The following is a 25,462-nucleotide window of genomic DNA, read 5'->3' as shown; positions in this document are numbered from 1 at the left end:
CGGCGTCGCGCGGACAACCGCATACGCCTCACACCGGCGCCGTCGCCGCGGAACCCACCGCGGCGGCGGCGCCGGTGCGGTGGGGGGCCCACGGACCGCCTCCAGGGCCACCAGCAGGCGCAGAGGGCCCCGGCGGAGCCCCTCGTGACGAGGAAAACCGTCCGCTCTCCCACGCAAGCCCACACCCGGCCCTGAAGCCTTCCTGTGAGCCAGTAGAGTCAGCCCGCATCGGTGGGCACCCGTCCGCCGGAGGCCAGGGAGCGAAGCGTGCTGATCCCACACGACACCCGGATCGCCCTCGAGACGGTGGTCGATCTGGTGAACACCGCACCGGAGGCCGGTGCCGGCGACGGGCTCGCCGACGTCCCCGCCCTCTACGGTTTCGCGCAACGGCACCACATCAGCGGCGTCGGGACCCTCGGCGACAAGGACCTGCGGGCCGTGCAGGACGTGCGGACCAGGTTCGCGGAGATATTCGCGGCGCCGGACGCCCGGACCGCTGCGGAGCTCGTCAACGGCCTGGTGGCCGCCGCGGGCACGACACCGCAGCTCACGAACCACGACGGCTACGACTGGCACGTCCACTACTTCGCACCGGACGCGTCGGTCTCGGACCATCTCGCGGCCGACTGCGGCATGGCGCTGGCCTTCATCGTCGTGGCGGGCGAGCAGGAACGGCTGCGCCGCTGCGAGGCGCCGGACTGCCGGGACGCCTTCGTCGACCTCTCGCGCAACCGCTCCCGCCGCTACTGCTCGAGCCGCACCTGCGGCAACCGGCTCCACGTCGCCGCCTACCGGGCCCGCCGCCGGGAAGCGGCGGGCTGACCGTACTCCCGCGCCACGTGCCCCGGCGGGCCGAGGTGCCGGACGGAGCCCGGGGCGGATCGCCCGGCGGCCGCTCACAGCAGTAAGAGGTCGTGCAGGGCGGCCATCAGCAACAGGCCGCCGACCACCGTCAGGAAGATCATCAGGGGCGGCTGGGAAAGCGCGAAGAGACATCCACGCGGCTCTTCGGCACTGGGTGCGGGGGCTTCGCCCCGGGCTGTGTCCACCATCTCGTAGCGATCATGACGCAGAGCGGCGCTGCATACGTCAACAGGGCATCCTTCAGGGGAAGTTCGCCCACTCCAGGATGAACGGGTCTCGCTCTCCCGTCCGAAAGCCCGTCACGTATTCGCACCCCGCACCGCACCCACTCCTCCGCCGGCGCACAGCCGCGCGACCGTCAGCGCGGAGCGGCACTGGAAGCGCGGACCACGAGCTCGGGCTGGAGCACCACGCTGCGGTGCCGGTGGCTGCCGTCGCCGTCGTCCGCCTCCTCCAGGAGGAGTTCGGCAGCCATCCTTCCCATGAGCATGGCGGGCTGCCTGACGGAGGTGAGCGGCACGGCGGCGGCCGCGGCGAACTCGATGTCGTCGTATCCGACGATGGCCACGTCCTGCGGCACCCGCACACCGGCGGCATACAGCGCCTGCAGGACGCCGAGCGCGAGCAGGTCGTTGGCGCAGAACACGGCGGTCGGCCGCGGCACGAGCCCGAGAAGCCTTGCCCCCGCGTCCCGCCCGGCCGCCACGTCGAGGCGGTCGGAGGGGATCTCCACGAGGGCTTCGGGGCCGAGTCCGGCCTCCGCGAGGGCAGCGAGGGCTCCCTCGCGGCGGTCCCTGATCTGATGCAGGTCGCCCGGTCCGCTGACGTACGCGACCGACCGGTGACCGGCCGAGACGAGGTGCCCGACGGCCAGCACACCCCCGCGCACGTCGTCGACGGAAACGGCACAGGTGTCGGTCGACGACGCCACCCGGTCGACCAGCACGTAGGGGATCCGGTGGCGGGCGAAGGCCTCCAGATTGCCGCCGGTGGCGTCCGCCGGTGTGACCAGGACTCCGCACACCCGCTGTTCGGCGAAGAGGCCGAGGTACTCGGCCTCTTCCTCCGGGCTCTGGCCGCTGTTGCACACCATCACGCCGAGACCGGCGTCCCGCGCAGCACGCTCGGCGCCCCGGGCGATGTCGACGAAGAACGGGTTGCCCATGTCCAGCACCAGGAGCGCCATGATGCGGCTGCGGCCGGCCCTGAGCTGCCTGGCCGACTCACTGCGCACGTAACCGAGCTCCTCGATGGCCGCGAGCACCCGCGCGCGGGTGTCGGGCAGCACCGCCTCGGGACGGTTGATCACGTTGGAAACCGTGCCGACCGAGACTCCGGCCTGCCGGGCCACGTCCTTGATCCCTGCCACACGCCCCACTTGCCCTGCCCCACTGATGCGTATCGCCGCCGCACAGCGGCGCCGTTTCCTGGTGTGCCGTTTCCCCGGTGCACCGACAGACGTCCGACAGGTCCGCCGCTCGGCAGAGCCACGACATCCACGGATTGAATTGTTTCAATTCGACTCGGGACGCTAACCGCATCCCGGGACACCGTCAAGATCCGCTCGCCACGGCAACGAGCATCGCGGCAAGACCCGAATATACCGACGCGGGGAACGCTCGCCGACGACCGACGTGGGCATGAATCGATTCACACTCTCTTGAGGGACTTGGGCCTCGACCTGCTCCGGCGTGGGCCGGGCCACCCGTCAGAGGCCGTGCTTCTTGAGGATCGCCTCGATGTCGCTGAAGTCCTCGCCGGATCCCTGCTCCGGCTTTCTCTTCGACCGGTCCCGCGTCCCGGACGCGGTCGCTCCACCACCGGACGTCAGCGAGGGCGCGGAGGCTGCGGGGGCGACCGCTCCGTTCTCCGAAGCGGCCTTCGCGGCCTTGCGCTCCTTGCGGGTCCGGCCGCCCCGGCGCTCCACGGCGCGGGTGACCATGAAAAGCAGCCAGGCCAGGGCCAGCAGACCGAAGCCGAGCCAGACACTCGGCTTGAAGACGACGTCCGTCAGCCAGTCGATGACCCCCGTCAGCACCAGCCCCACCGGCACCAGGGCGTACGCGGCGATCCGCATGGCCGTCAGGAACCTCTTCCGGTACGCCGTGATCGCGGCGATGCCGAGCCCGGCCGCCGACGCCGCGGAACAGATGGTCTCGGCAAGCATCGTGGCCTCCAGCCCTCGGGAAACGTCTCTTCCATCCTGCACCGGCCCCGGGCGGTGGGGCCACGGCCCGGGGCCACATCGGGGACATTTCAGGGCCGCGCTCCTCCTCAGGTCCCGATTGGGAAGCTCCGCCCCGGCCTGGAAGACTGCCCGCATGAGCGATTCCCCCTTCGCAGCACCCATCATCCTCGATGTCTGGTGCGAGCTCGAGTGCCCCGACTGCCATCAGGCCCTCGCCGACATCCACGCCCTGCGCGCACGCTACGGCGACCGGATGGCGATCCGTCTTCGCCACTTCCCGCTGGAGAAGCACAGGCACGCGTACGCGGCGGCGCAGGCCGCCGAGGAGGCCGTCGTGCAGGGCAAGGGGTGGCCGTACGTCGAGGCCGTACTCGCCAGGACCGCCGAACTCGCCACTGCCGGGGAGCCCCTTCTGCTCGGGGTTGCGGACGAACTCGGCCTGGACGCCGAGGAGTTCGACACCGCACTGATCGACGGGCGCCACCTGCTGATCGTCGACGCGGACCAGGCCGAGGGCAAGGCCATCGGTGTCACCGGGACCCCGACCTATGTGATCGGCGACGAACGGCTCGACGGCGGAAAGAGCCAGGAGGGGCTGCGCGAGCGGATCGAGGAGATCGCCGACCGCCTGCTCGCCGGCCGGGACTGACGCTGGGGCCCGCGCCCGTCAGAGTGCCTTGGCCAGGTTGTACCGGGTCGTCTCGTACCCGAGCGACTCGTACAGCCGCAGCGCGGGCGTGTTCGAGGTGAAGACGTGCAGGCCGAGGCTTCCGAGACCCGCGTCGAGGGTGATGCCCTCCGCCAGGTGCATCAGCGCCCTGCCGTAACCGCTCCCGCGGTGGGCCTCGCGCACCTCGACGTCGAAGACGTAGCCGATGTCGTCGCCCTCCGGCTGCCGGTGGCGGGAGACCCAGACATGGCCGAGGGTCTCCCGGTCCCGCACGAGGACGTGGATGTACATGTCCGGGGTGGCGAGACCGGCCGGCAGAAGCCTGGCGTGGTCGGATTCCGACTTGTGCCGGGCCTGCTCCTCCGTCACCCCGCGCTCCACCCAGCTTCGCGCGTACGACTCGACCTGGCTGGAAACCCACACCGCGAATTCAGGCCCCGTCATGGGGCGGCCGGTGACTCCCTCCGGCAGCGCGGGGGCCGTCCGCCGGAGGGGCTTCAGCATGTTGCGGCTGCGTTCGGTGTAACCGAGCACGGCCGCCAGGCCCCGGGCGGCCCCGTTGCCGGCGGGGACCACCAGACGGACCCGGGTGCACCCCCAGCCGCGCAGGACCTCCTCGGCGGCGAGCGCGGCGATCGTCCCGCGGCCCCGCCTCCGGGCGGCCTCGTCGACGCGCAGCGAGTGGATGACACCCGCCGACGTCCCGAACTCCGGGTCGGTGGCGATGCTGACGGCGCCGACGGGCCGCCCGTTGTCACACACGTCGTAGGTGCGTGCCCGTGCGCCGTCGGCGCCTTGCTCGATCGGCCCGGCGGGCCGGAGGGTCGTGGTCATCAGGGTGTTCTATCCGCTGGACGACGGTCCGTCACCCCGTTTACGGAACCGGATCCGGGGATCCCGGCAGCCCTGCGGGGTCCCCGGGGTCCGCTCAGGGGTCGAGGTCGTCCGCGGCGCGCTCGTCGAAGATCCGCATCGCCTTGGAGGTCACCGGCCCCGGGGCGGCCGGCAGCTCCCGCCCGTCGATCCGGTGCACGGCCTGGATGTCCCGCAGCGTGGAGGTCAGGAAGATCTCGTCGGCCCCCTCCAGCACGTCGAGGGGGAGGTCCGTCTCGCGGGCGCCCGCCCACTCCAGGACCAGGGCCCTGGTGATCCCGGCCAGGCAGCCCGATGCGAGGGGAGGCGTGTGGATGCGGCCGTCGAGGACGACGAAGACGTTGGAGCCGGTGCCCTCGCAGAGCCGTCCCACCGTATTGGGGAAGAGGGCCTCGGAGGCACCCTGCTCGTGGGCGCGCGCGAGGGCGACGACGTTCTCGGCGTACGAGGTGGTCTTCAGGCCGGTCACGGCGCCGCGTTCGTTGCGCGTCCAGGGGACGGTCACCACCGCGGTGCTGTCGGGGCGCCGGGTGGTCTCCCCCATCGCGACGACCAGCGTGGGGCCCGCGTCCCCCCGGTCGGAGCCGAGCGGGGAGAGGCCGCCGGTGTACGTGATCCGCAGCCGGCCGAGCTTCATGGGGTTGCCCTCGACGACGGCGGCCACCGCGCGGCGGACCTCGTCGTGGTCGGGCTCGGTCAGCCCCAGACCGCCGGCCGAGCGGCTCAGACGGTCGAGGTGCCGGGTGAGGGCGAAAGGCCGGCCCGCGGCCACCCGGACCGTCTCGAAGATGCCGTCCCCCACGGTCAGACCGTGGTCGAGCACGGAAAGCCGGGCGTCCTCGGCGTCCTTCAGAGCGCCGTCGACCCAAATCCTCATGACGCGGTCCTTCCAGTCTCCTCGTAGGCGCCCGACGCTACAGCGAGCAGGCGCGATGCCTTGAGTTCGGTCTCGGCCCACTCGCGCCGCGGGTCCGACCCCCAGGTGATGCCCGCCCCGGTACCGAAGCGGAGCAGGGGTTCCGGGCCGGTGCGGTCGATCCAGAAGGTCCGTATACCGACGGCGAGACCCGCGGTCCCACGATCGGCGTCCACCCAGCCGACGGCTCCGCAGTAGGGGCCGCGGGGCGACGTCTCCAGGGCCTCGATGATCCGCAGCGCGCTGGACTTGGGCGCACCGGTGACGGACCCGGGCGGGAACGCCGCGCCGAGCAGTTCCGGCCAGCCCGCGCCGTCGGCGAGGCGTCCCCGCACCGTGGAGACGAGGTGGACGAGCCCGGGATGCTTCTCGACCACACAGAGGTCCGGGACCTCGACGCTGCCCGTCGCGCAGACCTGGCCGAGGTCGTTGCGGACCAGGTCGACGATCATCACGTTCTCCGCGTGGTCCTTCTCGAGCAGGTCGTCCTCGGTGCGCCCGGTGCCCTTGATCGGCCCGGATGCGACGGCCCGGCCGTCGCGGGAGAGGAAGAGCTCCGGCGACGCGGTGGCTATCTCGACACCGTGTCCTGGCAGCCGGATCGTCCCGGCGTACGGCGCCGGGTTGCCCCGGGCCAGCAGGGCGGTGAGGGCGTCGACGTCCGCACGCGGGTCGGGCAGCGGCGCGGAGAGGACCCGGCAGAGGTTGGCCTGGTAGACCGCGCCGGCCGCGATGTGTTCACGGATCCGCCGTACGCCGGCCACGTAGGCGTCCTCGTCGAGTGAGGACGTCCAGTCCTCGGGGGCGGGGCCCCGCCAGGCTCCGGGCACCGGCAGCGGGACCTGCTCGGCTCTCACATCGGCGAAGCGGGCGCAGACGAGACGGCCCTCGAAATCTGCACATACGGCCCAGAAACCGGATGATTCAAGGGCCGCGGGGTCGCTCGTGACATCCCGCAGACCGGAGGCGACAAGGCCACCGAAGCGGGCCAGGGGGGTGAGCTCGTGCACGCGACCGAGTCTAGGGCGGCGCGCGGTGACCTGCGGCGGGGCGGTGGCGGCTCAGCACGCTGCGCAAACGCGTTTTTGTGCTGGCCCGGGAATCCGCTAGAGTTCAACACGTCGCCGGGACGCGTTAAGCGGGCCGGGAAAGACAAGCGGACGTAGCTCAGTTGGTAGAGCGCAACCTTGCCAAGGTTGAGGTCGCCAGTTCGAACCTGGTCGTCCGCTCGCAGAAGATGGGGGATCTTCCCGAACCCCCATCCCTGGTGGAGTGGCCGAGAGGCGAGGCAACGGCCTGCAAAGCCGTCTACACGGGTTCAAATCCCGTCTCCACCTCCAAGGACGATTAGCTCAGCGGGAGAGCACTTCCCTGACACGGAAGGGGTCACTGGTTCAATCCCAGTATCGTCCACTGGTCCGCAAGGATCCCCGCGCGATTAGCTCAGCGGGAGAGCGCTTCCCTGACACGGAAGAGGTCACTGGTTCAATCCCAGTATCGCGCACGCAGTACACGCAGGGTCACCCTGCGCGATTAGCTCAGCGGGAGAGCGCTTCCCTGACACGGAAGAGGTCACTGGTTCAATCCCAGTATCGCGCACCGTCCGAAAGCCCCGGTCGTCTCGACGACCGGGGCTTTCGTCATGCGCGGGCGGTCAGCCGGTGAAGAGCTGGGTGGCCTTGCGGGCGAGCTCGTAGAGCCCGTAGCCGAAGGGAACGGCGACCCAGAGCCAGACGAACACCATGAGCGGCTTAGGACTGCTGGTGGACACGGGGGCTCTCCTCCGGGATCTCGTGGAAACGTACGTGGACGGGGCGGATGAGTTCGTTGGCGACGAAGCCGACGACCAGCAGCCCGATCATGATCGTGAGGGAGGCCGTGTAGAGGCTGGGGCCGCTGTGTCCCGCCCGCTCCCCCGCGTCCGCGACCCGGTTGACGATGAGCGGGCCGAGCACCCCCGCCGTGGACCACGCGGTCAGCAGCCGGCCGTGGATGGCGCCGACCTGGTAGGTGCCGAAGAGGTCTCGCAGATAGGCCGGGGCGGTCGCGAAACCTCCGCCGTAGAAGGAGAGGATCACCAGGGCGCAGCAGATGAAGAGCGGCTTGGAGTCGTTGCCCAGCTGGGCGATCACCACGTACATGAGGGCGCCGACGCCGAGGTAGACCCGGTACATGTTCTTACGGCCGATCAGGTCCGAGGTGGAGGACCACAGAAGGCGGCCTCCCATGTTGGCCAGGGAGAGCAGGGCGACGAAGCCGGCGGCGGCGGAGACCGACACCGGCGCGGTGGTGCCCGTGAAGAAGTCCTGGATCATCGGCACGGCCTTCTCCAGGATGCCGATGCCCGCGGTGACGTTCATGCACAGGACCACCCACAGGCACCAGAACTGCGGGGTGCGCAGCGCGTTGCGGGCTGAGACCTGGGCGTTGGTGACGAGCCTGCGCGTCTCCTGCTTCGGTTCCCAGCCGTCGGGCAGCCAGCCGTCCGGAGGGACCCGCACGAGGAGGACGCCCAGCGCCATGAAGGCCGCGTAGACGACCCCGTGGATGAGGAAGGCCGTGGCGATGCCGGAGCGGTCGGTGCCGAAGCTCTCCAGCATCCCGGTGGACCAGGGCGAGGCTATGAGGGCGCCGCCGCCGAAGCCCATGATGGCGATGCCGGTCGCCATGCCGGGCCGGTCGGGGAACCACTTGATGAGGGTGGAGACCGGCGATATGTAACCGATGCCCAGGCCGATGCCACCGATGAAGCCGTAGCCGAGGACGACGAGCCAGTACTGCCCGGTGGCCGCGCCGAGCGAGGCGACGAGAAAGCCGGTGGAGAAACAGACGAGCGAGACGGCCATCGCCCAGCGCGGGCCGTTGCGTTCGACCAGGGTTCCGCCGAAGGCGGCGGAGAGACCGAGCATCACGATGCCCAGCTGGAACGGGAGCGCGCTGGCCGTGCCGGAGAGGCCGAGAGCGGATTCGAGCGGCGGCTTGAACACGCTCCAGGCGTAGGCCTGTCCGATGGAGAGGTGTACGGCGAGCGCGGCGGGTGGCACGAGCCAGCGGCTCCACCCCGGGGGCGCGACAGTTCGGGACCTGTCGAGGAAGTTCATGGATCCGCACTTTAGGCATCAGTCCTGGCCATGACTAGATCATGAACGGAAGTGCGTCGACCGTATGCGATGCGGGCCGGGACATTCCGTCCCGTAGGTGTACGGCGGGTCCGGGTGCCCCTCGGCCATCGTGCGATACGGGTCCGGGGACGCGGCCTGGGGCAGCGATGCCGGCCCGCAGGCCCCCGGCCGCACGTGCGTTGCCGGTCACGGAGACGCGGCCCCGAGTGCGCTGCGGGTCCGGGCACGCGGGCCCGGACCCGCCCTGCGGCGACGGCCGCTCGGCAGACCGGTCAGGAGGAGAACAGCATCCGGCCGAAGCTCTTCTGACGGTGGTGACCGTAGTGCCCGCCCTGGTGCGGTGCACCCCAGGCGGGAGCGGGTGCCGCGGGGTAGGCCTGCGGGGCGGGCGCCTGGGGCGGGGCCTGCTGCGTCCACTGCGACTCCAGGCGCGTCAGGGACTCCAGCTCGCCGTAGTCGAGGAATATCCCGCGGCAGCCGCTGCACTGCTCGATCTGGACACCGTTGCGGTTGTACGTGTGCATCTGGGCGTGACACTTGGGGCACTGGATCATCGGGTCGGCTCCTCAGTCGTGACGACGTCACCGGAATGCATGCCCGGCAACGATCGGTTCACCCTACGACGCGTGTTCGGTGGCCAACTCGGCCGGGAGGGAGGCAATACGGACACATGCGTCGATCATCAACTGTTCCACCTCATCCGGACGGCGTTCCTCCGCCGCTGACTTGGCGAGGGCGAGGGCGGCCGTCTGCACCGTGAGCGCCCGTGCCACGACGTCCAGTTCGGGCCACGGGTCCCCGTCGGCCCGCACGGCAGGCCCCCCTGCGGCCCGGTACGCGCCCAGGAAGCGCAGCCACACCTCCGGCGCCAGCAGTCCGGCCGCGTACCAGGCGGCGGGCCGGGCGAGGTCCCAGGCGGGGTCCCCGAGGCCCGCGTCGTCGATGTCGATCAGCAGCCACGCGCCGGGCAGGGCGGGATGCCGGACGAGCTGTCCGAGGTGCAGGTCGCCGTGGCAGAGGAACCCGTCCCGGTGCTCCGGCGGCGGGCCCTCTCCGCGGGCCCAGCCAGGAAGCCCCTGCCAGGCGGCGAGGACGCCGGCGAGGCCCGGGCCCGCGGGCCGGGCCTCACACATCCGGGCGACCGCCCGGGCGGCCTTCACCGGCCCGCGCATCGGCGGAAGAGCGTGCGGCGGCGGGGTGCGGTGCAGCCGCGCCAGCAGGGCGGCGGCCTCCTCCCAGGGGGCCGCGTCGGGATCGGCCGGGTCGACGGGCTCGCCGTACGGCCAGAGGCTGACGGCCCGGCCCACGACGGTGCGGGGCGCCCCGTCCGGAGAGGGAAGGGGCGGAAGCAGGGTGCCGGACAGCCCCGGACAAGCGGCGAGGGCCAGGCGGGCCGTGAGTGCGGGCGTCTCCGTGTCGGGGGCGTGGGCCTTGGCGACGACCGGCCCGCTGCGGACCACCGTCCCGTCGGGGCGGTCGGCGAGCACCTCGGGCGGAGGGCATGCGCAGAGGGCGGCGGCCGCGTGCGCTCTGCCGTGCGCGAGGTCGCCCAGTGCGTGCACGACGGGGGTGGTGGTCATCGGCTCGGCTCCACGGCGCTGATCGGCCCGGCCGGACGGCCGTTCCCGGCGCCGATCGTACGGGGCGGAGAACGGCCCCGGACAGCGCGATGTCCGGCCAGCTCCCCAGCTGGCCGGACAAACGCTGCCGTCCGCCGCACCCCCGTCCCCACGGGGCTGTTGGCCGGATGTCCCGGTCCGGACCGCTCTTCCGGACCCGGGGCGCCGCTCAGCGCCCCAGCATCACGCCCACGGACGACGCCTGTGTGACCACCGCGTCCCAGCCGCCGAAGACGACCACGAGCAGGGCCGCCAGAGGAAGAACCATGGCCGTCGCCACCAGCGGGTGGCGCGTCCCGGACGGGCGTGCGCCGAACGAGGCGTACGCCCTGCGTCCTTGCGTGCGGCTCATGGTCCGCGCAGCCGTATCCGCCATGGTTCCTCTCCTGGCCTGTCGGAGCGGCGGGCGTATGGCCTCGGGGACCGAGTTCCGCGCCCGCCTCATAACGTCAACAGTAGGGACGCGGAGTCGGCCCGGCGTCATGCCCGCGTACCGAATGACGGGCCTCCCGGAGGATGAGCCGGCCACCCCGCGCGTACTCCCCTGGGTGGAGACCGGGCCCGAACCGCCGGACTCTCCACCTGAGGGCTGTCCCGGCCGGCGAGGGGGTTCTACGCCCCGGGGTCGTCCTGGGGAGGGCGCTCGGAGGCGTCCTCCCGGGGGACCGGCTGTTCGACCAGGGCGAGCACCCGGGTCGCCATGAAGCGGGCGGTACGGACAACTGATCCACTTCGGGTGACTTCACTCACTTCCACCACACCCCGGCGGACCGCTGTCTCCACTCGGCGGCCTGCCCTGGAGGCCACCACTTCGTACGTCCTGGTCGTGTCACCCGCGTCCACGACTATTTCCACTCGATCGCCCTTCATTGATCCAATCCCCCTTCTGCGACGGTCTTTTGAGATCTCGCACGGGCCGGTGAGCCTGGATCTCCGGCTCTCTGACCGCTGCTCAATTCTCTCACCGGGCACTGACAATCGATGGGACGGCGAGGGCGCGGCCTCTGAGCGCCCCGCGCCGGGGGTACGTAAGCTGTGCCTCGTCAGGCGGACCAGGCAGCGGGGATGGGCAGACGATGGCGATGATGCGGCTCCGGCGCGAGGACCCGCGTGTCGTCGGCTCGTTCAGGCTGCACCGACGGCTCGGCGCGGGCGGTATGGGCGTCGTCTACCTGGGTTCGGACCGCCGGGGCCAGCGGGTGGCGCTCAAGGTGATCAGGCCGGACCTGGCGGAGGATCAGGAGTTCCGTTCCCGCTTCGCGCGTGAGGTGTCCGCCGCGCGGCGGATCCGCGGGGGCTGCACGGCCCGGCTGGTGGCCGCCGACCTGGAGGCCGACCGGCCCTGGTTCGCGACGCAGTACGTGCCCGGCCCCTCGCTGCACGACAAGGTCGCCGAGGAGGGCCCGCTCTCGGCGGCCGAGGTGGCCGCGATCGGCGCCGCACTCTCGGAAGGGCTGGTCGCGGTGCACGAGGCCGGCGTCGTCCACCGGGACCTGAAGCCGTCGAACATCCTCCTCTCCCCCAAGGGCCCCCGCATCATCGACTTCGGCATCGCCTGGTCGACCGGCGCCAGCACACTGACCCACGTCGGTACGGCCGTCGGTTCTCCGGGCTTCCTGGCACCCGAGCAGGTGCGCGGCGCGGCGGTGACACCCGCGACGGACGTGTTCTCCCTCGGTGCGACGCTCGCGTACGCGGCCATGGCCGACTCCCCCTTCGGACACGGCAGTTCCGAAGTCATGCTGTACCGCGTGGTGCACGAGGAGCCCCATCTGCTCGACGTCCACGACGCGCTCGCCCCGCTCGTACGCGCCTGTCTGGCGAAGGACCCGGAGGAGCGGCCGAGCACCCTGCAGCTTTCCATGCGGCTCAAGGAGATCGCGGCGCGCGAGGCGCAGGGACTGCAGGAGCGGCGGCCGCCCGCGCAGCGGAGCGACCAGGAACTCGACCGTCCGACGGGCCGGCTGGAAGGCCCCTACACCGAGCAGGCGACCCGGCGTGCCGGCGGTGGCGGAGCGCCCGCACCGCGTTCCCAGGGACGGCGTCCCACGTCGTCGCGCTCGGGGGCTCCCCGTACGGACGGTTCACCCTCGCGGGCCGCCCGGGGGGCCGCACGCTCCGGTCAGCACCCGCAGGCACAGAAGGCCACGAACGGCAGGCCGGGCACCCGCCCCGGGGTCCGGACGACCTCCGCCGGGAAGAGCGGGAAGCGGCGTCCGGCCAACCCCCGGCTGCTGCGTCAGCGCCTGGTCGTCTTCGTCGTGGTGACGCTGCTCGTGGCCCTGGGGATCGCGGCGGCGCAGGGCTGTCAGGGGCCCGCCCGGGGACTGCAGGCACCGCGGTCGCACCCGTACGACGGGGTCACCGCTCAGTCGCCGGGCGGGCCCTGACGGGCCGGGCCGTCACCCGGTCAGGACGGCGCGACCCGGGTCGCGTAGAAGGCGACCGCTGAGGCCGCGGCGACGTTGAGCGAGTCGACCCCGGCGTCCATCGGAATCCGTACATGGGCGTCGGCCGCCGCGAGGGCCTCGGCGGTGAGGCCGTCGCCCTCCGTGCCGAAGACGAGCGCCAGCCGCTCGTGTCGCTGCGCGACGAGTTCGTCCAGGGTGATCGACCGGTCGCTGAGGCACAGCGCGGCCGTGGTGAACCCGGCCTCGCGCAGCAGACCGATGTCGTCGGGCCACGAGGTCAGACGGGTCCACGGGACGTGGAAGACGGACCCCATCGAGACCTTCACCGCCCGCCGGTAGAGCGGGTCGGCACAGCGTGGGGTCAGCAGGACGGCGTCCACGCCGAGTGCCGCCGCGTTGCGGAAGGCGGCCCCGACGTTGGCGTGGTCGACGATGTCCTCGAACACGGCGACCCTCCGCACGTCGCCCTCCTCCGGGGCCAGCAGGGTCCCGGCGTCGGCCGGCGGCCTGCGCCGCATGGACGCGAGGGCCCCGCGGTGCACGTGGTAGCCGGTGACGCGCTCCGCGAGCTCGGGTGTGACGGCGTATACGGGTGCTGTCGCCTCGTCGATCACGTCACGCATGACTTCGGTCCACTTGGCGGAGAGCATCATGGACCGCATCTCGTACCCGGCGTTCGCGGCGCGCCGGATCACCTTCTCGCCCTCGGCGATGAAGAGACCCTCGGCCGGTTCCCGCCGGCGCCGGAGTTCGACGTCGGTCAGGCCGGTGTAGTCGCCGAGACGCGGGTCGTCCGGGTCGTCGATGGTGATGAGTTCTGCCACGGGGTGCAACTGCCTTGTCGGGTGGGGTGGGAGTGCGGCCGTCGGGTGGGAAGCGGCCGGGTCAGCCTTCGAGCTTCCCGGCCGGTTCCGTGCCGACGGCGACCACGTCACCGATGACGATGACGGCGGGGGGCCGCACCTCCTCGGCGACGGCCCTCTCCCCGACGGTCGCGAGGGTGGCGTCGACCCTGCGCTGCGCCGCGGTGGTGCCTTCCTGGACCAGCGCCACCGGGGTGTCGGGGGACTTGCCGTGGGCTATGAGGGCGCGGGCGATGGCGCCGATCTTGTCGACGGCCATCAGGAGGACCAGGGTGCCCCGCAGTTGCGCGAGGGCCTGCCAGTCGACGAGGGAGCGGGGGTCCTCCGGCGCCACGTGACCGCTGACCACGGTGAACTCGTGCGCCACACCGCGATGGGTCACGGGGATACCGGCCGCACCCGGCACGGAGATCGAGCTGGAGATCCCGGGGACGACGGTGCAGGCGATGCCCTCGGCCGCCAGCGCCTGGGCCTCCTCCATGCCTCGGCCGAAGACGAACGGGTCGCCGCCCTTGAGGCGGACGACGGACTTCCCGGCCTTGGCGTGGTCTATCAGTGCCTGGTTGATCGCTTCCTGCGCCATGTAGCGGCCGTAGGGGATCTTCGCGGCGTCGATCACCTCGACGTGCGGCGGAAGCTCGTCGAGGAGGTCACGGGGGCCGAGCCGGTCGGCGATGACCACGTCGGCCTCGGCGAGGAGGCGGCGGCCGCGGACGGTGATGAGGTCGGGGTCGCCGGGTCCGCCGCCCACGAGCGCGACGCCGGGGGCGCGGGTGCGGTGGTGTGGCGCGGCGAGCGTGCCGTCGCGCAGGCCCTCCACGATCGCGTCGCGGACCGCGGCGGAGTGCCGGGGGTCTCGGCCTTCCGAGGTGGTGGTGAGCACGGCGACCGTGATGCCCTCGCTGCGGCCGGTGGCGGGCGTCCAGGCGGTGGCGGCTTCCGCGTCGTCGCTCCGGACGCACCAGGTGCGGGTGCGTTCGGCCTCGGCGGACGCGGCGTCGTTGGCGACGGCGTCGGAGGACGCCACGAGGGCGTACCAGGTGTCTGTGAGGTCGCCGTCCTGATACCTGCGGCGCTCCCAGCGGATCTCGCCCGCGTCGGCCATCGCCTCGACGGAGGCGGTGGCGGACGGGGAGACCAGGGTGATGTCGGCCCCGGCAGCGATCAGCGCGGGCAGCCGGCGCTGCGCGACCTGGCCGCCGCCGACGACGACGACACGGCGCCCGTTCAGGCGCAGACCGACGGGGTAGGCAGGGTGATCGTCGTGCTCGGCCATGGTCGTGCGGGCTCCTCGTGCAGGTGCGGTGTGCTGCGGGCCGCTGCGGCGGTGGAGCGGCTGTGACGTGGGCTGAGTGGGGCGGTGGCGCGTGGGACCACGATACGGGGTGGTGACGGCGGGGCCCTGTGCGGCGGCGGTGGCCCGCACCACCGCGGCCCCTCCGCGGGGAAGGGGCGCCGGTTCGCCCTGTGCCGGATACCGCTGCGCCGGTCCGTGCGCGGGATTCGGGGCGGGTCCGGGTTCACGCGTCAGCGCCGGGCCGGTGGCGGCGGACGCGGAGGTCCCGCCCACCGGGCAGCCCTGTCGGGCCGCCTGCCGGCGGGCGTGTGCGAGGGCGGGCCGGTCCGGCCCGCCCTGGCACGGAGGGTGCCTACTTCTCGGTGACGCCCGCGGAGTCGAACGTGGCCACCTCGTGCATCGCGCGCGCCGCGCTCTGCACGATGGGGAGCGCCAGCAGGGCGCCGGTGCCCTCGCCGAGGCGCAGGTCCAGGTCGACCAGCGGGCGCAGGCCCAGTTTGTTGAGGGCCGCGACGTGACCCGGTTCCGCGCTGCGGTGGCCCGCGATGCACGCCGCGAGCGCCTCGGGGGCGATCGCCCGGGCGACCAGGGCGGCCGCGCCGGCGCTCACGCCGTCGAGGATCACCGGCGTACGGAGTGAGGCGCCGCCCAGCAGGAAGCCCACCATCGCGGCGTGCTCCAGACCGCCGATCGCGGCGAGCACGCCGATGGGGTCGGTGGGATCGGGCTGGTGCAGCTCCAGGCCCCTGCGGACGACGTCCACCTTGCGGGCGTGCATCTCGTCGTTGATCCCGGTGCCCCGGCCGGTCACCTCGGCCGGATCCATGCCGGTGTAGACGCAGATCAGCGCCGCCGAGGCGGTGGTGTTGGCGATGCCCATCTCACCGGTGAGGAGGCCCTTGTTGCCGGCCGCCACCAGGTCGCGGGCGGTCTCGATGCCCACCTCGATCGCCGCGAGCACCTCTTCGCGGGTCAGCGCCGGGCCGGTGGTGAAGTCGGCCGTCCCGGGACGGACCTTCCGGGGCAGCAGACCAGGCGTGGCGGGGAGTTCGGCCGCGACGCCGACGTCGACGACGCAGACCTCGGCGCCGACCTGCGCGGCGAAGGCGTTGCAGACCGCCCCGCCACCCAGGAAGTTGGCGACCATCTGGCCGGTGACCTCCTGCGGCCACGCGGTGACGCCCTGGGCGTGCACCCCGTGGTCACCGGCGAAGATCGCGACGGCGGCCGGCTCGGGGACGGGCGGCGGGCACAACCGGGAGAGGCCGGACAGCTGAGCGGAGATGATCTCCAGCATGCCGAGCGCCCCGGCCGGCTTCGTCATCCTCTTCTGGCGTTCCCACGCCTCCCCGAGGGCCTTGGCGTCGAGCGGGCGGATCCCGGCGATGGTCTCCTGCAGCAGGTCGTGCGGCTCCTCGCCGGGCAGGGCGCGGCGGCCGTACGTCTCCTCGTGGACGACCCAGGACAGCGGGCGGCGCTTGGACCAGCCCGCCTGCATCAGCTCGGGCTCCTCGGGGAACTCGTCGACGTAGCCGACACAGAGGTACGCGACGACTTCGAGGTGCTCGGGCAGGCCGAGGGCTCGGACCATCTCCCGCTCGTCGAAGAAGCTGACCCAGCCGACGCCGAGGCCCTCGGCACGGGCGGCGAGCCACAGGTTCTCCACGGCGAGCGCCGACGAGTACGGCGCCATCTGCGGCTGCGTGTGCCGGCCGAGGGTGTGGCGGCCGCCGCGGGTGGGATCCGCGGTGACGACGATGTTCACGGGTGTGTCGAGGATCGCCTCGATCTTCAGCTCCTTGAACTGCTTGGCCCGGGCCTTGGGGAGCGACTTGGCGTAGGCCTCCCGCTGGCGCTGCGCCAGTTCGTGCATGGATCGGCGCGTCTCGGCGGAGCGGATGACGACGAAGTCCCAGGGCTGCGAGTGGCCGACGCTGGGCGCGGTGTGCGCCGCCTCCAGGACGCGGAGGAGGACCTCGTGCGGGACGGGGTCGCTGCGGAAGCCGTTGCGGATGTCGCGCCGCTCACGCATGACGCGCAGGACGGCCTCGCGTTCGGCGTCGTCGTAGCCGGGTGCGGGCGCGGTGGCGGGCGCCGCCTCGACGGGCTCGGCCGCTTCCGGCGCCTCGGGCACCTCGGCCGTCACGGGCTCCTCGGCGGCCGCGGGCGCTCCTGCAGTCGCGGGCTCCTCGGCGGGCACGGGCGCTCCGGCCGACGGCGTCTCCTCGACAGCCGGGGGCTCCTCGGTGGGCACGGGTGGCGCGGGCAGATCGGCGAGCAGGGGGATCTCGGGCACGTAGGCCGCCACCGGGGCCTCGGCCGGGGCCGGGCTGACGTCCGCCTGCGCCTCGGGTGTCTCGATGATCTCGGGCCCGGTGCCGGGCTCCGGCTCGGTGAAGTCCTGGAAACCTGTCTGGATCTCGGCCACCGGCGCCGGCTCGGGCTCCACGACGGCCACGGGCTCGGGTTCCTGGACGGCTGCCGCCTCGGGTGCCTCGGAGGCCGCAGCCGGTACGGGCTCAGCAGCGGCCGGTGCCTCGGCGGCAACGGGTTCCGGCGCGGCGACGGCGGCCGGCTCGGGCTCGGCGGGCGCATCCGGCGCCTCGGCCGCGACAGCGGGCGGAGCGTCGACGGGGGCGGGCTGGGCGACCGGGGCGGCCTCCGTGACCTCGGCCGGAACCTCGGACAGGGCCTCCGCGGGAGGCTCCTCGGCAGGGGGCTCCGGCGTCGCGACGGGCTCGGGGGCGGCCGTTTCTGCCGGAGCGGCTTCCACCGGGGCGTCGAAGGGCGTGACCACGGCTGCGGTGTCCTGGCCGGGGGCCTCCGCCGGCGGGGCGGACAGCGCCGGCTCGGCGGGCTGCGCGGTGACCGCCGTGCCGGTGACGGGAGCCGGTTCGACGGGAGGAGCGGACGCAACGGGGACGACCGGCTCCGCCGGGACGGCCTCGGGCGTCGCCGGAGCCTCCGGTGCGGAGGAGTCGACGGGGGCCGCGACCGGCTCGGGCATGACCTCGGGCGTCGCGACCGGCTCCGGCGCACCCCACGCGGGAGCGCCCTGCGGCGGGATCTCCCCCAGCTGCGGGCCGGGCAGCAGGGCGGCGTCGTCCGCGGGGACGTCGAAGTACTCGGGGCCCGTCGTGGGCGGCCCGGCGTGCCGTACCGGGGCCGCGGCCTGCGGAGCACCGGCCGGTCCGCGGTCCGCGAGCGAGCGGACCACTCCGGTGGCGCCCCCGTAGGAGGGTGCTTCGGTGGACGAGGGGCCGCGGTGCAGGGGACGCCGGACCGGCGAGGCGGCGACGGGGACCTGAACCGGCTGGTGCGCCGGGATGCGTACGCCGTTGACCTCCGCGGCACCGGACGGGTGCGTGCCGTTGGCCCGGCCGCCCTGCGCCGGGAACTGCTGCGGCACGACGTTCTCGTACTGTCCGGTGGCCGGGGCGTCGCTCCACGCGCCCTGCGCCGCGGGCATCAGGAGGAGGTCGTCGTCCTCGGGAGTTTGCTCGGAGGGTTCGAGGTAGGTGTAGGCGTCCGGGGCGGGTACGCCCGGCTGCTCCACCATGCCTGCGTTCTCCGGCAGTCCCTCGCCCGGGATCTGGCCGGTGTCAGTCATGCGTACCCCTCGCCCATCGTCAGTGCTCCTTCGCCCTTCGCCCGGGATGCCCGAACCACGGCACGCCGGCGCTCGTCAACAAGAACGAGCGGGCTCGCCGCGCGGCACGAAACGCGCGCGGAGCTACATATTCTCGCGGGCGATCACCGCCGCGACAGACAGTTTCGCCTCGGCTCGCTGTGGACTGCGCCACGTTGCGCGTCCCCCGGTTGCGCTGTACCACATCGCGGACCAATACGGTCCACTTTTCCGGACATTGACGAACGAATGATCGAACACCCGGGCGCGGTACAACAATCGGTCAGCCTACCCCGCGTACCGCCGCGAACGTTCAGGGGGCGAGGTCGGAACGCACCGCGGCGAGCAGGAACACGACGGAGCGTTCGCGCTCCGTCCAGGCGGAGGTGTCCAGTTCGACGGACTGGAGCAGCGCGCACTCGACCGTGTATCCGTTCTCCGTGAGTGCCGCCCCCAGGGCTTCCGCCTCGTCCCGGTTCGAGGCATGGGTGACGATACGTTCCGGCCGCCGGTCGGCGACCGCGATGGCCACCGGCACGCCCCCGCCGCCTATCCGCACGACATCGGGCTCGGGCAGGCTCTCCAGGACGTGCGGGGCCGAACCGCGGACGACCTGGACGGCGACCTGGAAGGTGCGGGCCGCCGCAGCCGTGCGCGCGCAGGCGTCGGGGTCGCTGTCGACGGCGAGCACGGCGGCGCCGAAGCGGGCCGCCTCGACGGCCAGGGCACCGCTGCCACACCCGATGTCCCAGACCAGGTCACCGGTGCGCGGTCCGAGGCGCGCGAGCTGGGCGGCGCGCAGGCCCGGGGACTCGCCCTCCCCGCCGTCCCCCGCACCGCCGTAGGAGGCGTCGGGCAGCGCCCAGCCCCTGACGTCCTCGCGCTGGGCGGGGCGGCGTCCCGCGATCCAGGCGCCGTTGACGGTGGCCTCGGGACCGCCGCCGACGACGATGACGACGTTGGGGTCGCGCCACGTGTGGTCGGCGGTCTTGTCCGAGGTGAGTACGGTGACGCGCTCCCGCGCGGTGCCGAGCTCCTCACAGATGACGAAGGTGCGGTGCACGCCGTCGAGGAGGAGGGCCAGTTCGGCCGGCCCCGCGCCGGGGGACGTGAGCACGGCGACCTTGTGGTGGGCACGGATGACGTTGACCGCGCGGCGCAGGGTGCGCGGGTGCGCGACGACGACCTGCGCGTCGTCCCACGGCATCCCGGCGCGGGCGAAGGCGGTGGCGACGGAGGAGACCGCGGGGACGACCTCGACCTCCAGGCCGTGCTCCGGCTTGCGGAGTGTCCGCACCACGCCGAAGAAGCCCGGGTCGCCGTCGGCGAGCACGACGGCGCTGCCACGGTGGCCGGCGATCCTGCGGGCGGCCAGGTCGACGCTGCCGAGGCGGATGCGTTCGGCGGGGCCGGGGACCTCGGGGAGCGCGAGGTGATGGGCGGCGCCGGCGACGAGCGTGGCGGCCGAGAGTGCGGCCGTGGCCGCTCTGGACAGGGGCGAGCCGTCCCAGCCGATCACCGTGACGCGGTCGGCCATCGTCGTCAGTCTCCTGGGGTGTCGCGTGCGGGAGCTGTCCGCGGGATGTCGCGCAGCAAGGGGGAGCGTATCCGGTCCGTACCAGTGCTCCTCGGGGGGCTCCCCGGGCCCGGTGGGCGGATCAGTTCCAGTCCTGATAGGCGCCGTATCCGCCCGCTTCCGCCAGTTGCTCGGCGACGCCCTCCAGGTCCTCCGGCAGGAGCCCCCAGACGATGAGGTCGGTCCTGATGTCGGTCCAGCCGCCGTCCTCGGTCGCGGTCCTGGCTATGCGGGCGTTGCGCAGCACGCCCTCGCTGATGCAGCCCAGTTTCTGGGCGACCTGCTGGGAGGCGGTGTTCCCGGCGGGGGTGCGCAGCTCGATGCGCTCGAAGCCCTGGTCCCGGAAGAGCCATTCGGCGAGGGCCAGTACGGATTCCGTGGCGTATCCCTCGCCGCGCGCCCAGGGAGCCGTGATGTAGCGGACCTCGGTGGCGAGGGTGCGCCGGTCCGTGTTGAGGAGGCGGACCGATCCGACCAGGCGCTGCGTGAGGAACTCGGTGACGGCGAAGACGATGCCGTGGCCCTGGGACCGCTCGGCGGGGGCGATCCTGCGCACCCAGCGCTCCGCGTCGGTCTGTGTGTAGGGGTGCGGTGCCTCGGTCCAGGCGGTGACCAGTTCGTCGTTCATCATCTCGATGTACGCGGGTACGTCCGCCATGTCGAAGGGGCGCAGCACCAACCGGTCCGTGCTGATGGAGATGGACGGGAAGGTGAGAGTCATGCGCAGCTCCATGCCGAAGACCGTGTGAAGACACAGCATGCAGCATCGGGCGGGCGGCGCGCATGGGCGGGTCGGCACGGCGGAGCCCCGCACACCGTGTGGGGGTGTGCGGGGCTCGCGGCGCAAGTGGCGCCCTGAGGTCAGGACTTGGCGGGGGCACCGAAGGCGGGGATGATCGACCCCTTGTAGGTGTCCTCGATGAACTTCTTGACCTCGTCGGAGTTCAGGAGTTTGGCGAGCTTCTCGACCCGGGGGTCCTTCTCGTTGCCCTTCTTGACGGCGAGGAGGTTGGCGTACGGGTTGCCTTCGGCCTTCTCCAGCACCAGGGAGTCCTTGCCGGGCTGGAGGCCGGCCTCGATCGCGTAGTTGCCGTTGATGACGGCGGCGTCGACGTCACTCAGGGCGCGGGGGACGGTCGCGGCCTCGATCTCCTTGAACTCCAGGCCCTTCTTGTCCGTGATGTCACTGAGCTTCGCGTTGGTACCGACACCGTCCTTGACGGTGATCAGGCCGTTCTCGGCGAGGAGCTGGAGCGCGCGGCCCTCGTTGGTGGTGTCGTTCGGGACGGCGACGGTCTGGCCGGGCTTGAGGTCCTTGAGGTCCTTGACCTTCTTGGAGTAGAGGCCGAGGGGCTCGAGGTGCACGTCGACGACCGGGACGATGTGGGTCTTGTTCTTCTTGTTGAAGTCGTCCAGGTAGGGCTTGTGCTGGAAGAAGTTGGCGTCGACCTGGCCGTTCTCGGTGGCGGTGTTCGGCAGGACGTAGTCCGTGAACTCCTTGACCTCCAGCTTGAGTCCGGCCTTCTCCGCCAGGTTCTTCTTGACGAAGTCCAGGATGTCGGCGTGCGGCGTCGGGGACGCGGCGACGACGAGGGCCTTGGAGGTGTCCGCGTCAGCACCCGTGGCGCCCTTGGCGGACGGGTCGGAGTCGGTACCGCAGGCACTGAGCCCGAGGGCCAGGGCGGCGGTGACAGCGGCGGCGGCGGAGAGCTTGATGTTCTTACGCACGAAGAGTGCCTCTTTCCGGTGGTGATGGTGGTGCGCCCGGACAAGGAGTTCGGGGCTTCTTGGGGGACAGGGGTCAGGAGGTGGTGCGTCCCCGGCGTGCCAGCAGGCGTACGGCTCCGTCGCCGATCAGCTGGACCACGGTCACGATGACGATCAGCAGCGCGACGGTGATGAGCATGAACTGGTTGTCGAAGCGCTGGAATCCGTAGGTGACGGCCTTGGAGCCCAGCCCTTCGCCGCCGACCGCGCCGGCCATCGCGGAGTAGCCGACGAGGACGATCACGGTCGTGGTGACACCGGAGACGATCGACGGCAGTGCCTGGGGCAGCAGGACCTTGCGGACGATGGTGGGGATGGATCCGCCCATGGACTGGACGGCTTCGACGAGTCCGTGGTCGACCTCGCGTACCGCGGTCTCGACGAGCCGCGCGAAGAAGGGGATGGCGCCGATGGCAAGCGGCACGATCATCGCGGACGGGCCGATGAAGGTGCCGACGACCCAGGTGGTGAAGGGGATCAGGGCGATCAGGAGGATGATGAAGGGCAGCGAGCGGCCGATGTTCACGATCACGCCGGTGACCTTGTTCACCACGGTGTTCTGCAGCAGTCCGCCCTTGTCGGTGAGGACGAGCAGGATGCCGAGCGGAAGCCCGCCGAGGGCGGTGACGAGGGTCGACCAGAACACCATGTAGAGCGTGTCGATGGTTCCCTGGGAGAGCAGTGGCTGCATTTCGGACCAGGTCACTTCGCCACCTCCTTCGTGAGAGCGGCGGGAGTACGGTCGGGGGCGCGGGTGGCGTCGCCGTCCACGACCTCGGCCTGGAGGCCCTGTTCGCGCAGGAAGCCGATCGGTACGACGTTCTCCTCGAAACGGCCGGGCAGTTCGATGCGCATCCGGCCGATCTGCTTGCCCCCGACGGTGTCCATCGCCGCACCCAGGATCGAGATGTCGATGTTGTACGTGCGCGAGAGCTGCGAGATGACCGGCCGGGCGGCCGACTCCCCGTGGAAGGTGACGTCGACGACCGTCTGCTCAGGACCGGAGGCGGAGCCGCCCACGGGGAACAGTTCGTGTGCCAGCTCGGAGCCCGGGGTGGCCAGCAGGTCGCCGACGGTGCCCGACTCGACGATGCGGCCCTTCTTCATCAGGGCCGCGGAGTCGCAGACCGTCTTGACGACGTCCATCTCGTGCGTGATGAGCAGGACGGTGAGACCGAGTTCCCGGTTGAGGTCGCGCAGGAGCTGCAGGATGGAGCGGGTCGTCTCGGGGTCGAGCGCGGACGTGGCCTCGTCGGAGAGCAGTACCTTCGGGTCGCCGGCCAGCGCGCGGGCGATGCCGACACGCTGCTTCTGCCCGCCGGAGAGCTGACCGGGGTACGCCTTCGCCTTGTCGGCGAGGCCGACGAGGTCGAGGAGTTCGAGCGCCTTGCGGGTACGCGCCTGGCCGTTGACCCCGAGAATTTCCAGGGGGAGCTCGACGTTGTCCCGCACGGTGCGCGAGTCCAGCAGGTTGAAGTGCTGGAAGACCATGCCGATGCGGCTGCGGGCCTGGCGGAGTTCCTTGCCGGCACGGCGACCGCGGCCCGCCAGGGCGGTGAGGTCCTGGCCGCCGACGGTCACGGTGCCCGAGGTGGGGCGTTCGAGCAGGTTGACGCAGCGGATGAGGGAGGACTTGCCGGCGCCACTCTGTCCGATGACGCCGTAGACCTCGCCCTCGCGGACGTGCAGGTCCACCCCGTCCAGGGCGGTGACGTCACGGCCGCGTGACTGGTAGACCTTCGTGAGGCCCGAAGTGGTGATCACAGGGTTTCCGTCGCTGTCGAGTGCACGGCGCGGTGTCCGCCGGGCACGGGGCATTCGTCTGATGAGACTGTTCTCAGTGGTCGACCGGTGGGAGTCTCGGCACGGTCCTGCCTGTGGTGGGCGCGGAACATGCTTGAGCAGGCTCGATCCGCTGGGCGCGGACGGCGCGGGCTCGGTCTCGCTTCGGGGCGCGAGACTCAGGCGGGGGCCCTCAGAAGGCGCGCATTCGACACATACAACGAGCACCGGGCGTGGTGATCGCCTCGGTCGCAGGGCTGCGGTAGCTCGTCGTGGTCATGTCGCAAGTAAAACAGACGTAATTTTCGGGCCGACCACCGTGTCCGCATCGCGGACAGCCGTGGACAGAGCGCCCCGACTGCCGCGACTCCCGAGCGCACCGCTGTGACCTGCGCAAACGCGGACCGGCCGACGCCGCCCCGGCCGGGTTCAAAAGGACCGGGCGGCGCGGGTGCTGTGGCAAAGGCCACGGTACGCACACAGGGCCCGCACGCCGGGGCCCGCACGCGGGGGCTCCCTCCGCCCGTAATACCCTCACTTCATGCTCGATGCCCTGACGGTCGCGGTCGCCGTGACCGCGCTCGCCCTCGCCGCCTGGTGCGGACACGCCGCCTACCGGGACCAGCCCACGAAGGACTGGCATTTCATCGGCATGGCCGTCGTCTCCGTGCTGGCTCTGGCGCAGCTGGTCGTGGGGATCGTGCAACTGGCGCGCGGCGAGCGGCCCGACCAGGGCATGACGATCTTCATCGCCTACCTGATCGGCGCCGCGGCCGCGGTGCCCGCAGCGGGCTTCCTGTCGCTGACGGAGCGGACCAGGTGGGGTTCGGTGACCGTGGCGGCGGGTGCGGTCGTGCTCGCCGTCCTCGAAGTGCGGCTCTACGACATCTGGGGAAACTGACCATGAGCGACACCGAACGTACGGGAACGCCCGCGGCCCCGGCCCCCCGGCAGAAGCAGCAGTTCGAGCTCGGCACCGGGCCGGGGCGGGTACTGGTCTGGTTCTACGGGGTGTTCACCGTGGCCGCCGCGTCCCGCTCGATCGTCGAGATGATCCTGGACTTCGGGAAGGCGCCGCTCGCCTACACGCTGTCCGCCGTCGCCGCGGTCGTGTACGGCTTCATCACGTACTCGTTGGTGCGGGGCGGCGAGAAGGCGCGCCGGGCGGCACTGATGTGCTGCGCCGCCGAGCTCGCGGGGGTCCTGATCGTCGGCACGTGGACACAGGTGGAGCCGTCCGCTTTCCCGGACAGCACGGTGTGGTCCGGGTTCGGCATGGGCTACCTGTTCATCCCGGTGATCCTGCCGGTCACCGGGATGCTCTGGCTGCGCCGGGCACGCAACGCCTGACACCGCCCGTCACAGGCGACGTTCAGGCGCTGGCCACGAAGTCGGGCGCGTCCGCGTCCTTCTCCAGCAGGACCAGCCGCACGCCGTCCCCTCCGGTCGTGCCGCCCACCCGGGCGTACCCCGCCTTGCGGTAGAGCCGCAGATTGCCCTCGCTGCGCTCACCCGTGTGCAGCCGGAAGCGGGTGGCCGAACGTCCGTCCGCGAGGCCCGACTCGGCGGCGGTCAGGAGCCGGGTGCCGAGCCCGTGGTTGCGCAGCCTGGGGTGGACGCAGAGTTTACCGATCCGGCCGACGCCGTCCTCGTCGGTGAAACCGCGCACGGAGCCGACGACTTCCTCCCCGAGCCGGGCCACGTACACGAGATCCGTGGCGACTTCCTCGCGCACCGAGTCGAGTGTCTGGATGAGGGGATCGATCCGGTAGTTGCCGTACAGCTCCGCCTCGCTCTGGAAGCAGAGGTACTGGAGTCTGAAGATCTGCTCGACGTCCTGCGCCGTCGCCGCCGAGATGGTCACACTCATGCCCATGTGTGCA

The 25,462-nt window shown here is 71.9% G+C and carries 26 protein-coding genes and 5 tRNA genes; 10 read left to right on the top strand and 21 right to left on the bottom strand.

What is annotated here, in order from left to right; genetic code table 11:
• The first annotated feature begins 267 nt into the window (after nt 1-267).
• A complete protein-coding gene (locus tag OG206_RS26960; protein ID WP_327120511.1) occupies nt 268-825 on the top strand; it encodes a CGNR zinc finger domain-containing protein in 558 nt (185 codons plus the stop codon).
• 74 nt (nt 826-899) lie between these two features.
• Here OG206_RS26960 and OG206_RS26955 read toward each other — a convergent pair whose 3' ends face one another.
• The 3 genes from OG206_RS26955 to OG206_RS26945 all read right to left on the bottom strand — a co-directional run bounded on the left by OG206_RS26955 (nt 900) and on the right by OG206_RS26945 (nt 3,034).
• On the bottom strand, nt 900-1,055 hold the full coding sequence (locus OG206_RS26955) for a hypothetical protein (protein ID WP_327120509.1): 156 nt from the start codon (nt 1,053-1,055) through the stop codon (nt 900-902).
• Nucleotides 1,056-1,225: 170 nt separating this feature from the next.
• Complete coding sequence (locus OG206_RS26950) at nt 1,226-2,245, bottom strand: LacI family DNA-binding transcriptional regulator (RefSeq protein ID WP_327120507.1); 1,020 nt, start codon at nt 2,243-2,245, stop codon at nt 1,226-1,228.
• Between the two features lie 330 nt (nt 2,246-2,575).
• Nucleotides 2,576-3,034, bottom strand: coding sequence for a hypothetical protein (locus OG206_RS26945; protein WP_327120505.1), 459 nt, complete (start codon nt 3,032-3,034; stop codon nt 2,576-2,578).
• A 154-nt stretch (nt 3,035-3,188) separates the two neighbouring features.
• On the opposite strand from OG206_RS26945, the gene OG206_RS26940 reads away from it, so the two are divergent.
• A complete protein-coding gene (locus tag OG206_RS26940) occupies nt 3,189-3,704 on the top strand; it encodes a DsbA family protein (RefSeq protein WP_327120503.1) in 516 nt (171 codons plus the stop codon).
• Nucleotides 3,705-3,722: 18 nt separating this feature from the next.
• Here the strand turns inward: OG206_RS26940 and OG206_RS26935 are convergent, their stop codons facing one another.
• The 3 genes from OG206_RS26935 to OG206_RS26925 form a co-directional block, all read right to left on the bottom strand.
• On the bottom strand, nt 3,723-4,559 hold the full coding sequence (locus OG206_RS26935; protein WP_327120501.1) for a GNAT family N-acetyltransferase: 837 nt from the start codon (nt 4,557-4,559) through the stop codon (nt 3,723-3,725).
• Between the two features lie 94 nt (nt 4,560-4,653).
• On the bottom strand, nt 4,654-5,475 hold the full coding sequence (locus OG206_RS26930; RefSeq protein ID WP_327120499.1) for an aminotransferase class IV: 822 nt from the start codon (nt 5,473-5,475) through the stop codon (nt 4,654-4,656).
• The gene (locus OG206_RS26925; RefSeq protein WP_327120498.1) at nt 5,472-6,524 is read right to left on the bottom strand and encodes a chorismate-binding protein; all 1,053 of its coding nucleotides are present in this window, start codon (nt 6,522-6,524) and stop codon (nt 5,472-5,474) included. The genes OG206_RS26930 and OG206_RS26925 overlap by 4 nt, the downstream gene beginning before the upstream one ends.
• Nucleotides 6,525-6,670: 146 nt before the next feature.
• Here OG206_RS26925 and OG206_RS26920 point away from each other — a divergent pair.
• From OG206_RS26920 to OG206_RS26900, 5 genes are all read left to right on the top strand, one after another.
• A tRNA-Gly gene (locus OG206_RS26920) sits at nt 6,671-6,743 on the top strand.
• A 37-nt stretch (nt 6,744-6,780) separates the two neighbouring features.
• Nucleotides 6,781-6,854 (top strand) — tRNA-Cys (locus OG206_RS26915).
• Between the two features lies 1 nt (nt 6,855).
• Nucleotides 6,856-6,927 (top strand) — tRNA-Val (locus tag OG206_RS26910).
• A 19-nt stretch (nt 6,928-6,946) separates the two neighbouring features.
• Nucleotides 6,947-7,018 (top strand) — tRNA-Val (locus tag OG206_RS26905).
• Between the two features lie 23 nt (nt 7,019-7,041).
• A tRNA-Val gene (locus OG206_RS26900) sits at nt 7,042-7,113 on the top strand.
• A 55-nt stretch (nt 7,114-7,168) separates the two neighbouring features.
• Here OG206_RS26900 and OG206_RS32640 read toward each other — a convergent pair.
• The 6 genes from OG206_RS32640 to OG206_RS26875 form a co-directional block, all read right to left on the bottom strand.
• Nucleotides 7,169-7,285, bottom strand: coding sequence for an MFS transporter small subunit (locus OG206_RS32640; RefSeq protein WP_442805904.1), 117 nt, complete (start codon nt 7,283-7,285; stop codon nt 7,169-7,171).
• On the bottom strand, nt 7,266-8,615 hold the full coding sequence (locus OG206_RS26895; RefSeq protein WP_327120496.1) for an L-lactate MFS transporter: 1,350 nt from the start codon (nt 8,613-8,615) through the stop codon (nt 7,266-7,268). The genes OG206_RS32640 and OG206_RS26895 overlap by 20 nt, the downstream gene beginning before the upstream one ends.
• Before the next feature lie 293 nt (nt 8,616-8,908).
• On the bottom strand, nt 8,909-9,190 hold the full coding sequence (locus OG206_RS26890) for a TFIIB-type zinc ribbon-containing protein (protein WP_327120494.1): 282 nt from the start codon (nt 9,188-9,190) through the stop codon (nt 8,909-8,911).
• A 63-nt stretch (nt 9,191-9,253) separates the two neighbouring features.
• Nucleotides 9,254-10,216: a phosphotransferase family protein gene (locus OG206_RS26885; RefSeq protein WP_327120492.1), complete on the bottom strand. Its 963-nt coding sequence runs from the start codon at nt 10,214-10,216 to the stop codon at nt 9,254-9,256.
• A 208-nt stretch (nt 10,217-10,424) separates the two neighbouring features.
• A complete protein-coding gene (locus tag OG206_RS26880; RefSeq protein ID WP_327120490.1) occupies nt 10,425-10,631 on the bottom strand; it encodes a hypothetical protein in 207 nt (68 codons plus the stop codon).
• A 236-nt stretch (nt 10,632-10,867) separates the two neighbouring features.
• Nucleotides 10,868-11,125: a hypothetical protein gene (locus OG206_RS26875; protein WP_327120488.1), complete on the bottom strand. Its 258-nt coding sequence runs from the start codon at nt 11,123-11,125 to the stop codon at nt 10,868-10,870.
• Nucleotides 11,126-11,331: 206 nt separating this feature from the next.
• Between OG206_RS26875 and OG206_RS26870 the strand changes: the two genes are divergently transcribed.
• Nucleotides 11,332-12,645 carry a serine/threonine-protein kinase gene (locus tag OG206_RS26870; protein WP_327120486.1) on the top strand — a complete coding sequence of 438 codons (1,314 nt, stop codon included), beginning with the start codon at nt 11,332-11,334 and terminating at the stop codon, nt 12,643-12,645.
• A 20-nt stretch (nt 12,646-12,665) separates the two neighbouring features.
• Here OG206_RS26870 and OG206_RS26865 read toward each other — a convergent pair whose 3' ends face one another.
• From OG206_RS26865 to OG206_RS26830, 8 genes are all read right to left on the bottom strand, one after another.
• Nucleotides 12,666-13,490, bottom strand: coding sequence for a TrmH family RNA methyltransferase (locus OG206_RS26865; RefSeq protein WP_327120484.1), 825 nt, complete (start codon nt 13,488-13,490; stop codon nt 12,666-12,668).
• Between the two features lie 61 nt (nt 13,491-13,551).
• Nucleotides 13,552-14,805, bottom strand: coding sequence for a uroporphyrinogen-III C-methyltransferase (cobA, locus tag OG206_RS26860; RefSeq protein ID WP_327120482.1), 1,254 nt, complete (start codon nt 14,803-14,805; stop codon nt 13,552-13,554).
• A gap of 373 nt (nt 14,806-15,178) precedes the next feature.
• Complete coding sequence (gene cobT, locus OG206_RS26855; protein WP_327120480.1) at nt 15,179-18,436, bottom strand: nicotinate-nucleotide--dimethylbenzimidazole phosphoribosyltransferase; 3,258 nt, start codon at nt 18,434-18,436, stop codon at nt 15,179-15,181.
• Nucleotides 18,437-18,767: 331 nt separating this feature from the next.
• A complete protein-coding gene (gene cbiE, locus OG206_RS26850; RefSeq protein WP_327120478.1) occupies nt 18,768-19,991 on the bottom strand; it encodes a precorrin-6y C5,15-methyltransferase (decarboxylating) subunit CbiE in 1,224 nt (407 codons plus the stop codon).
• Nucleotides 19,992-20,112: 121 nt separating this feature from the next.
• Entirely contained in the window at nt 20,113-20,790 is a 678-nt protein-coding gene (locus OG206_RS26845) for a GNAT family N-acetyltransferase (RefSeq protein WP_327120476.1), read from the bottom strand.
• 101 nt (nt 20,791-20,891) lie between these two features.
• Nucleotides 20,892-21,758 carry a MetQ/NlpA family ABC transporter substrate-binding protein gene (locus OG206_RS26840; RefSeq protein WP_327120474.1) on the bottom strand — a complete coding sequence of 289 codons (867 nt, stop codon included), beginning with the start codon at nt 21,756-21,758 and terminating at the stop codon, nt 20,892-20,894.
• Nucleotides 21,759-21,831: 73 nt separating this feature from the next.
• Nucleotides 21,832-22,503, bottom strand: coding sequence for a methionine ABC transporter permease (locus OG206_RS26835; RefSeq protein WP_327120472.1), 672 nt, complete (start codon nt 22,501-22,503; stop codon nt 21,832-21,834).
• Nucleotides 22,500-23,561 carry a methionine ABC transporter ATP-binding protein gene (locus tag OG206_RS26830; protein ID WP_327120470.1) on the bottom strand — a complete coding sequence of 354 codons (1,062 nt, stop codon included), beginning with the start codon at nt 23,559-23,561 and terminating at the stop codon, nt 22,500-22,502. The genes OG206_RS26835 and OG206_RS26830 overlap by 4 nt, the downstream gene beginning before the upstream one ends.
• A gap of 559 nt (nt 23,562-24,120) precedes the next feature.
• Between OG206_RS26830 and OG206_RS26825 the strand changes: the two genes are divergently transcribed.
• Complete coding sequence (locus OG206_RS26825; protein ID WP_327120468.1) at nt 24,121-24,480, top strand: hypothetical protein; 360 nt, start codon at nt 24,121-24,123, stop codon at nt 24,478-24,480.
• Between the two features lie 2 nt (nt 24,481-24,482).
• Nucleotides 24,483-24,929, top strand: a complete 447-nt coding sequence (locus OG206_RS26820) for a hypothetical protein (protein WP_327120466.1) — start codon at nt 24,483-24,485, stop codon at nt 24,927-24,929.
• Nucleotides 24,930-24,951: 22 nt separating this feature from the next.
• Here the strand turns inward: OG206_RS26820 and OG206_RS26815 are convergent, their stop codons facing one another.
• The gene (locus OG206_RS26815) at nt 24,952-25,455 is read right to left on the bottom strand and encodes a GNAT family N-acetyltransferase (RefSeq protein ID WP_327120464.1); all 504 of its coding nucleotides are present in this window, start codon (nt 25,453-25,455) and stop codon (nt 24,952-24,954) included.
• Between the last annotated feature and the right edge of the window lie 7 nt (nt 25,456-25,462).

It is taken from the genome of Streptomyces sp. NBC_01341, from assembly GCF_035946055.1.
Lineage (GTDB): Bacteria > Actinomycetota > Actinomycetes > Streptomycetales > Streptomycetaceae > Streptomyces.
Note: the sequence above shows the minus strand (reverse complement) of the source record. Positions and strands in the feature narration are given on the sequence as shown.

Excerpts from the sequence above, each read along its gene's own strand:
- OG206_RS26955 (WP_327120509.1), bottom strand. The coding sequence starts at position 1,055 with ATGGTGGACACAGCCCGGGGCGAAGCCCCCGCACCCAGTGCCGAAGAG.
- OG206_RS26945 (WP_327120505.1), bottom strand. The coding sequence starts at position 3,034 with ATGCTTGCCGAGACCATCTGTTCCGCGGCGTCGGCGGCCGGGCTCGGC.
- OG206_RS26940 (WP_327120503.1), top strand. The coding sequence starts at position 3,189 with ATGAGCGATTCCCCCTTCGCAGCACCCATCATCCTCGATGTCTGGTGC.
- OG206_RS26935 (WP_327120501.1), bottom strand. The coding sequence starts at position 4,559 with ATGACCACGACCCTCCGGCCCGCCGGGCCGATCGAGCAAGGCGCCGAC.
- OG206_RS26930 (WP_327120499.1), bottom strand. The coding sequence starts at position 5,475 with ATGAGGATTTGGGTCGACGGCGCTCTGAAGGACGCCGAGGACGCCCGG.
- OG206_RS26895 (WP_327120496.1), bottom strand. The coding sequence starts at position 8,615 with ATGAACTTCCTCGACAGGTCCCGAACTGTCGCGCCCCCGGGGTGGAGC.
- OG206_RS26890 (WP_327120494.1), bottom strand. The coding sequence starts at position 9,190 with ATGATCCAGTGCCCCAAGTGTCACGCCCAGATGCACACGTACAACCGC.
- OG206_RS26885 (WP_327120492.1), bottom strand. The coding sequence starts at position 10,216 with ATGACCACCACCCCCGTCGTGCACGCACTGGGCGACCTCGCGCACGGC.
- OG206_RS26880 (WP_327120490.1), bottom strand. The coding sequence starts at position 10,631 with ATGGCGGATACGGCTGCGCGGACCATGAGCCGCACGCAAGGACGCAGG.
- OG206_RS26875 (WP_327120488.1), bottom strand. The coding sequence starts at position 11,125 with ATGAAGGGCGATCGAGTGGAAATAGTCGTGGACGCGGGTGACACGACC.
- OG206_RS26870 (WP_327120486.1), top strand. The coding sequence starts at position 11,332 with ATGGCGATGATGCGGCTCCGGCGCGAGGACCCGCGTGTCGTCGGCTCG.
- cobA (WP_327120482.1), bottom strand. The coding sequence starts at position 14,805 with ATGGCCGAGCACGACGATCACCCTGCCTACCCCGTCGGTCTGCGCCTG.
- cobT (WP_327120480.1), bottom strand. The coding sequence starts at position 18,436 with ATGACTGACACCGGCCAGATCCCGGGCGAGGGACTGCCGGAGAACGCA.
- cbiE (WP_327120478.1), bottom strand. The coding sequence starts at position 19,991 with ATGGCCGACCGCGTCACGGTGATCGGCTGGGACGGCTCGCCCCTGTCC.
- OG206_RS26845 (WP_327120476.1), bottom strand. The coding sequence starts at position 20,790 with ATGCTGTGTCTTCACACGGTCTTCGGCATGGAGCTGCGCATGACTCTC.
- OG206_RS26825 (WP_327120468.1), top strand. The coding sequence starts at position 24,121 with ATGCTCGATGCCCTGACGGTCGCGGTCGCCGTGACCGCGCTCGCCCTC.
- OG206_RS26820 (WP_327120466.1), top strand. The coding sequence starts at position 24,483 with ATGAGCGACACCGAACGTACGGGAACGCCCGCGGCCCCGGCCCCCCGG.
- OG206_RS26815 (WP_327120464.1), bottom strand. The coding sequence starts at position 25,455 with ATGGGCATGAGTGTGACCATCTCGGCGGCGACGGCGCAGGACGTCGAG.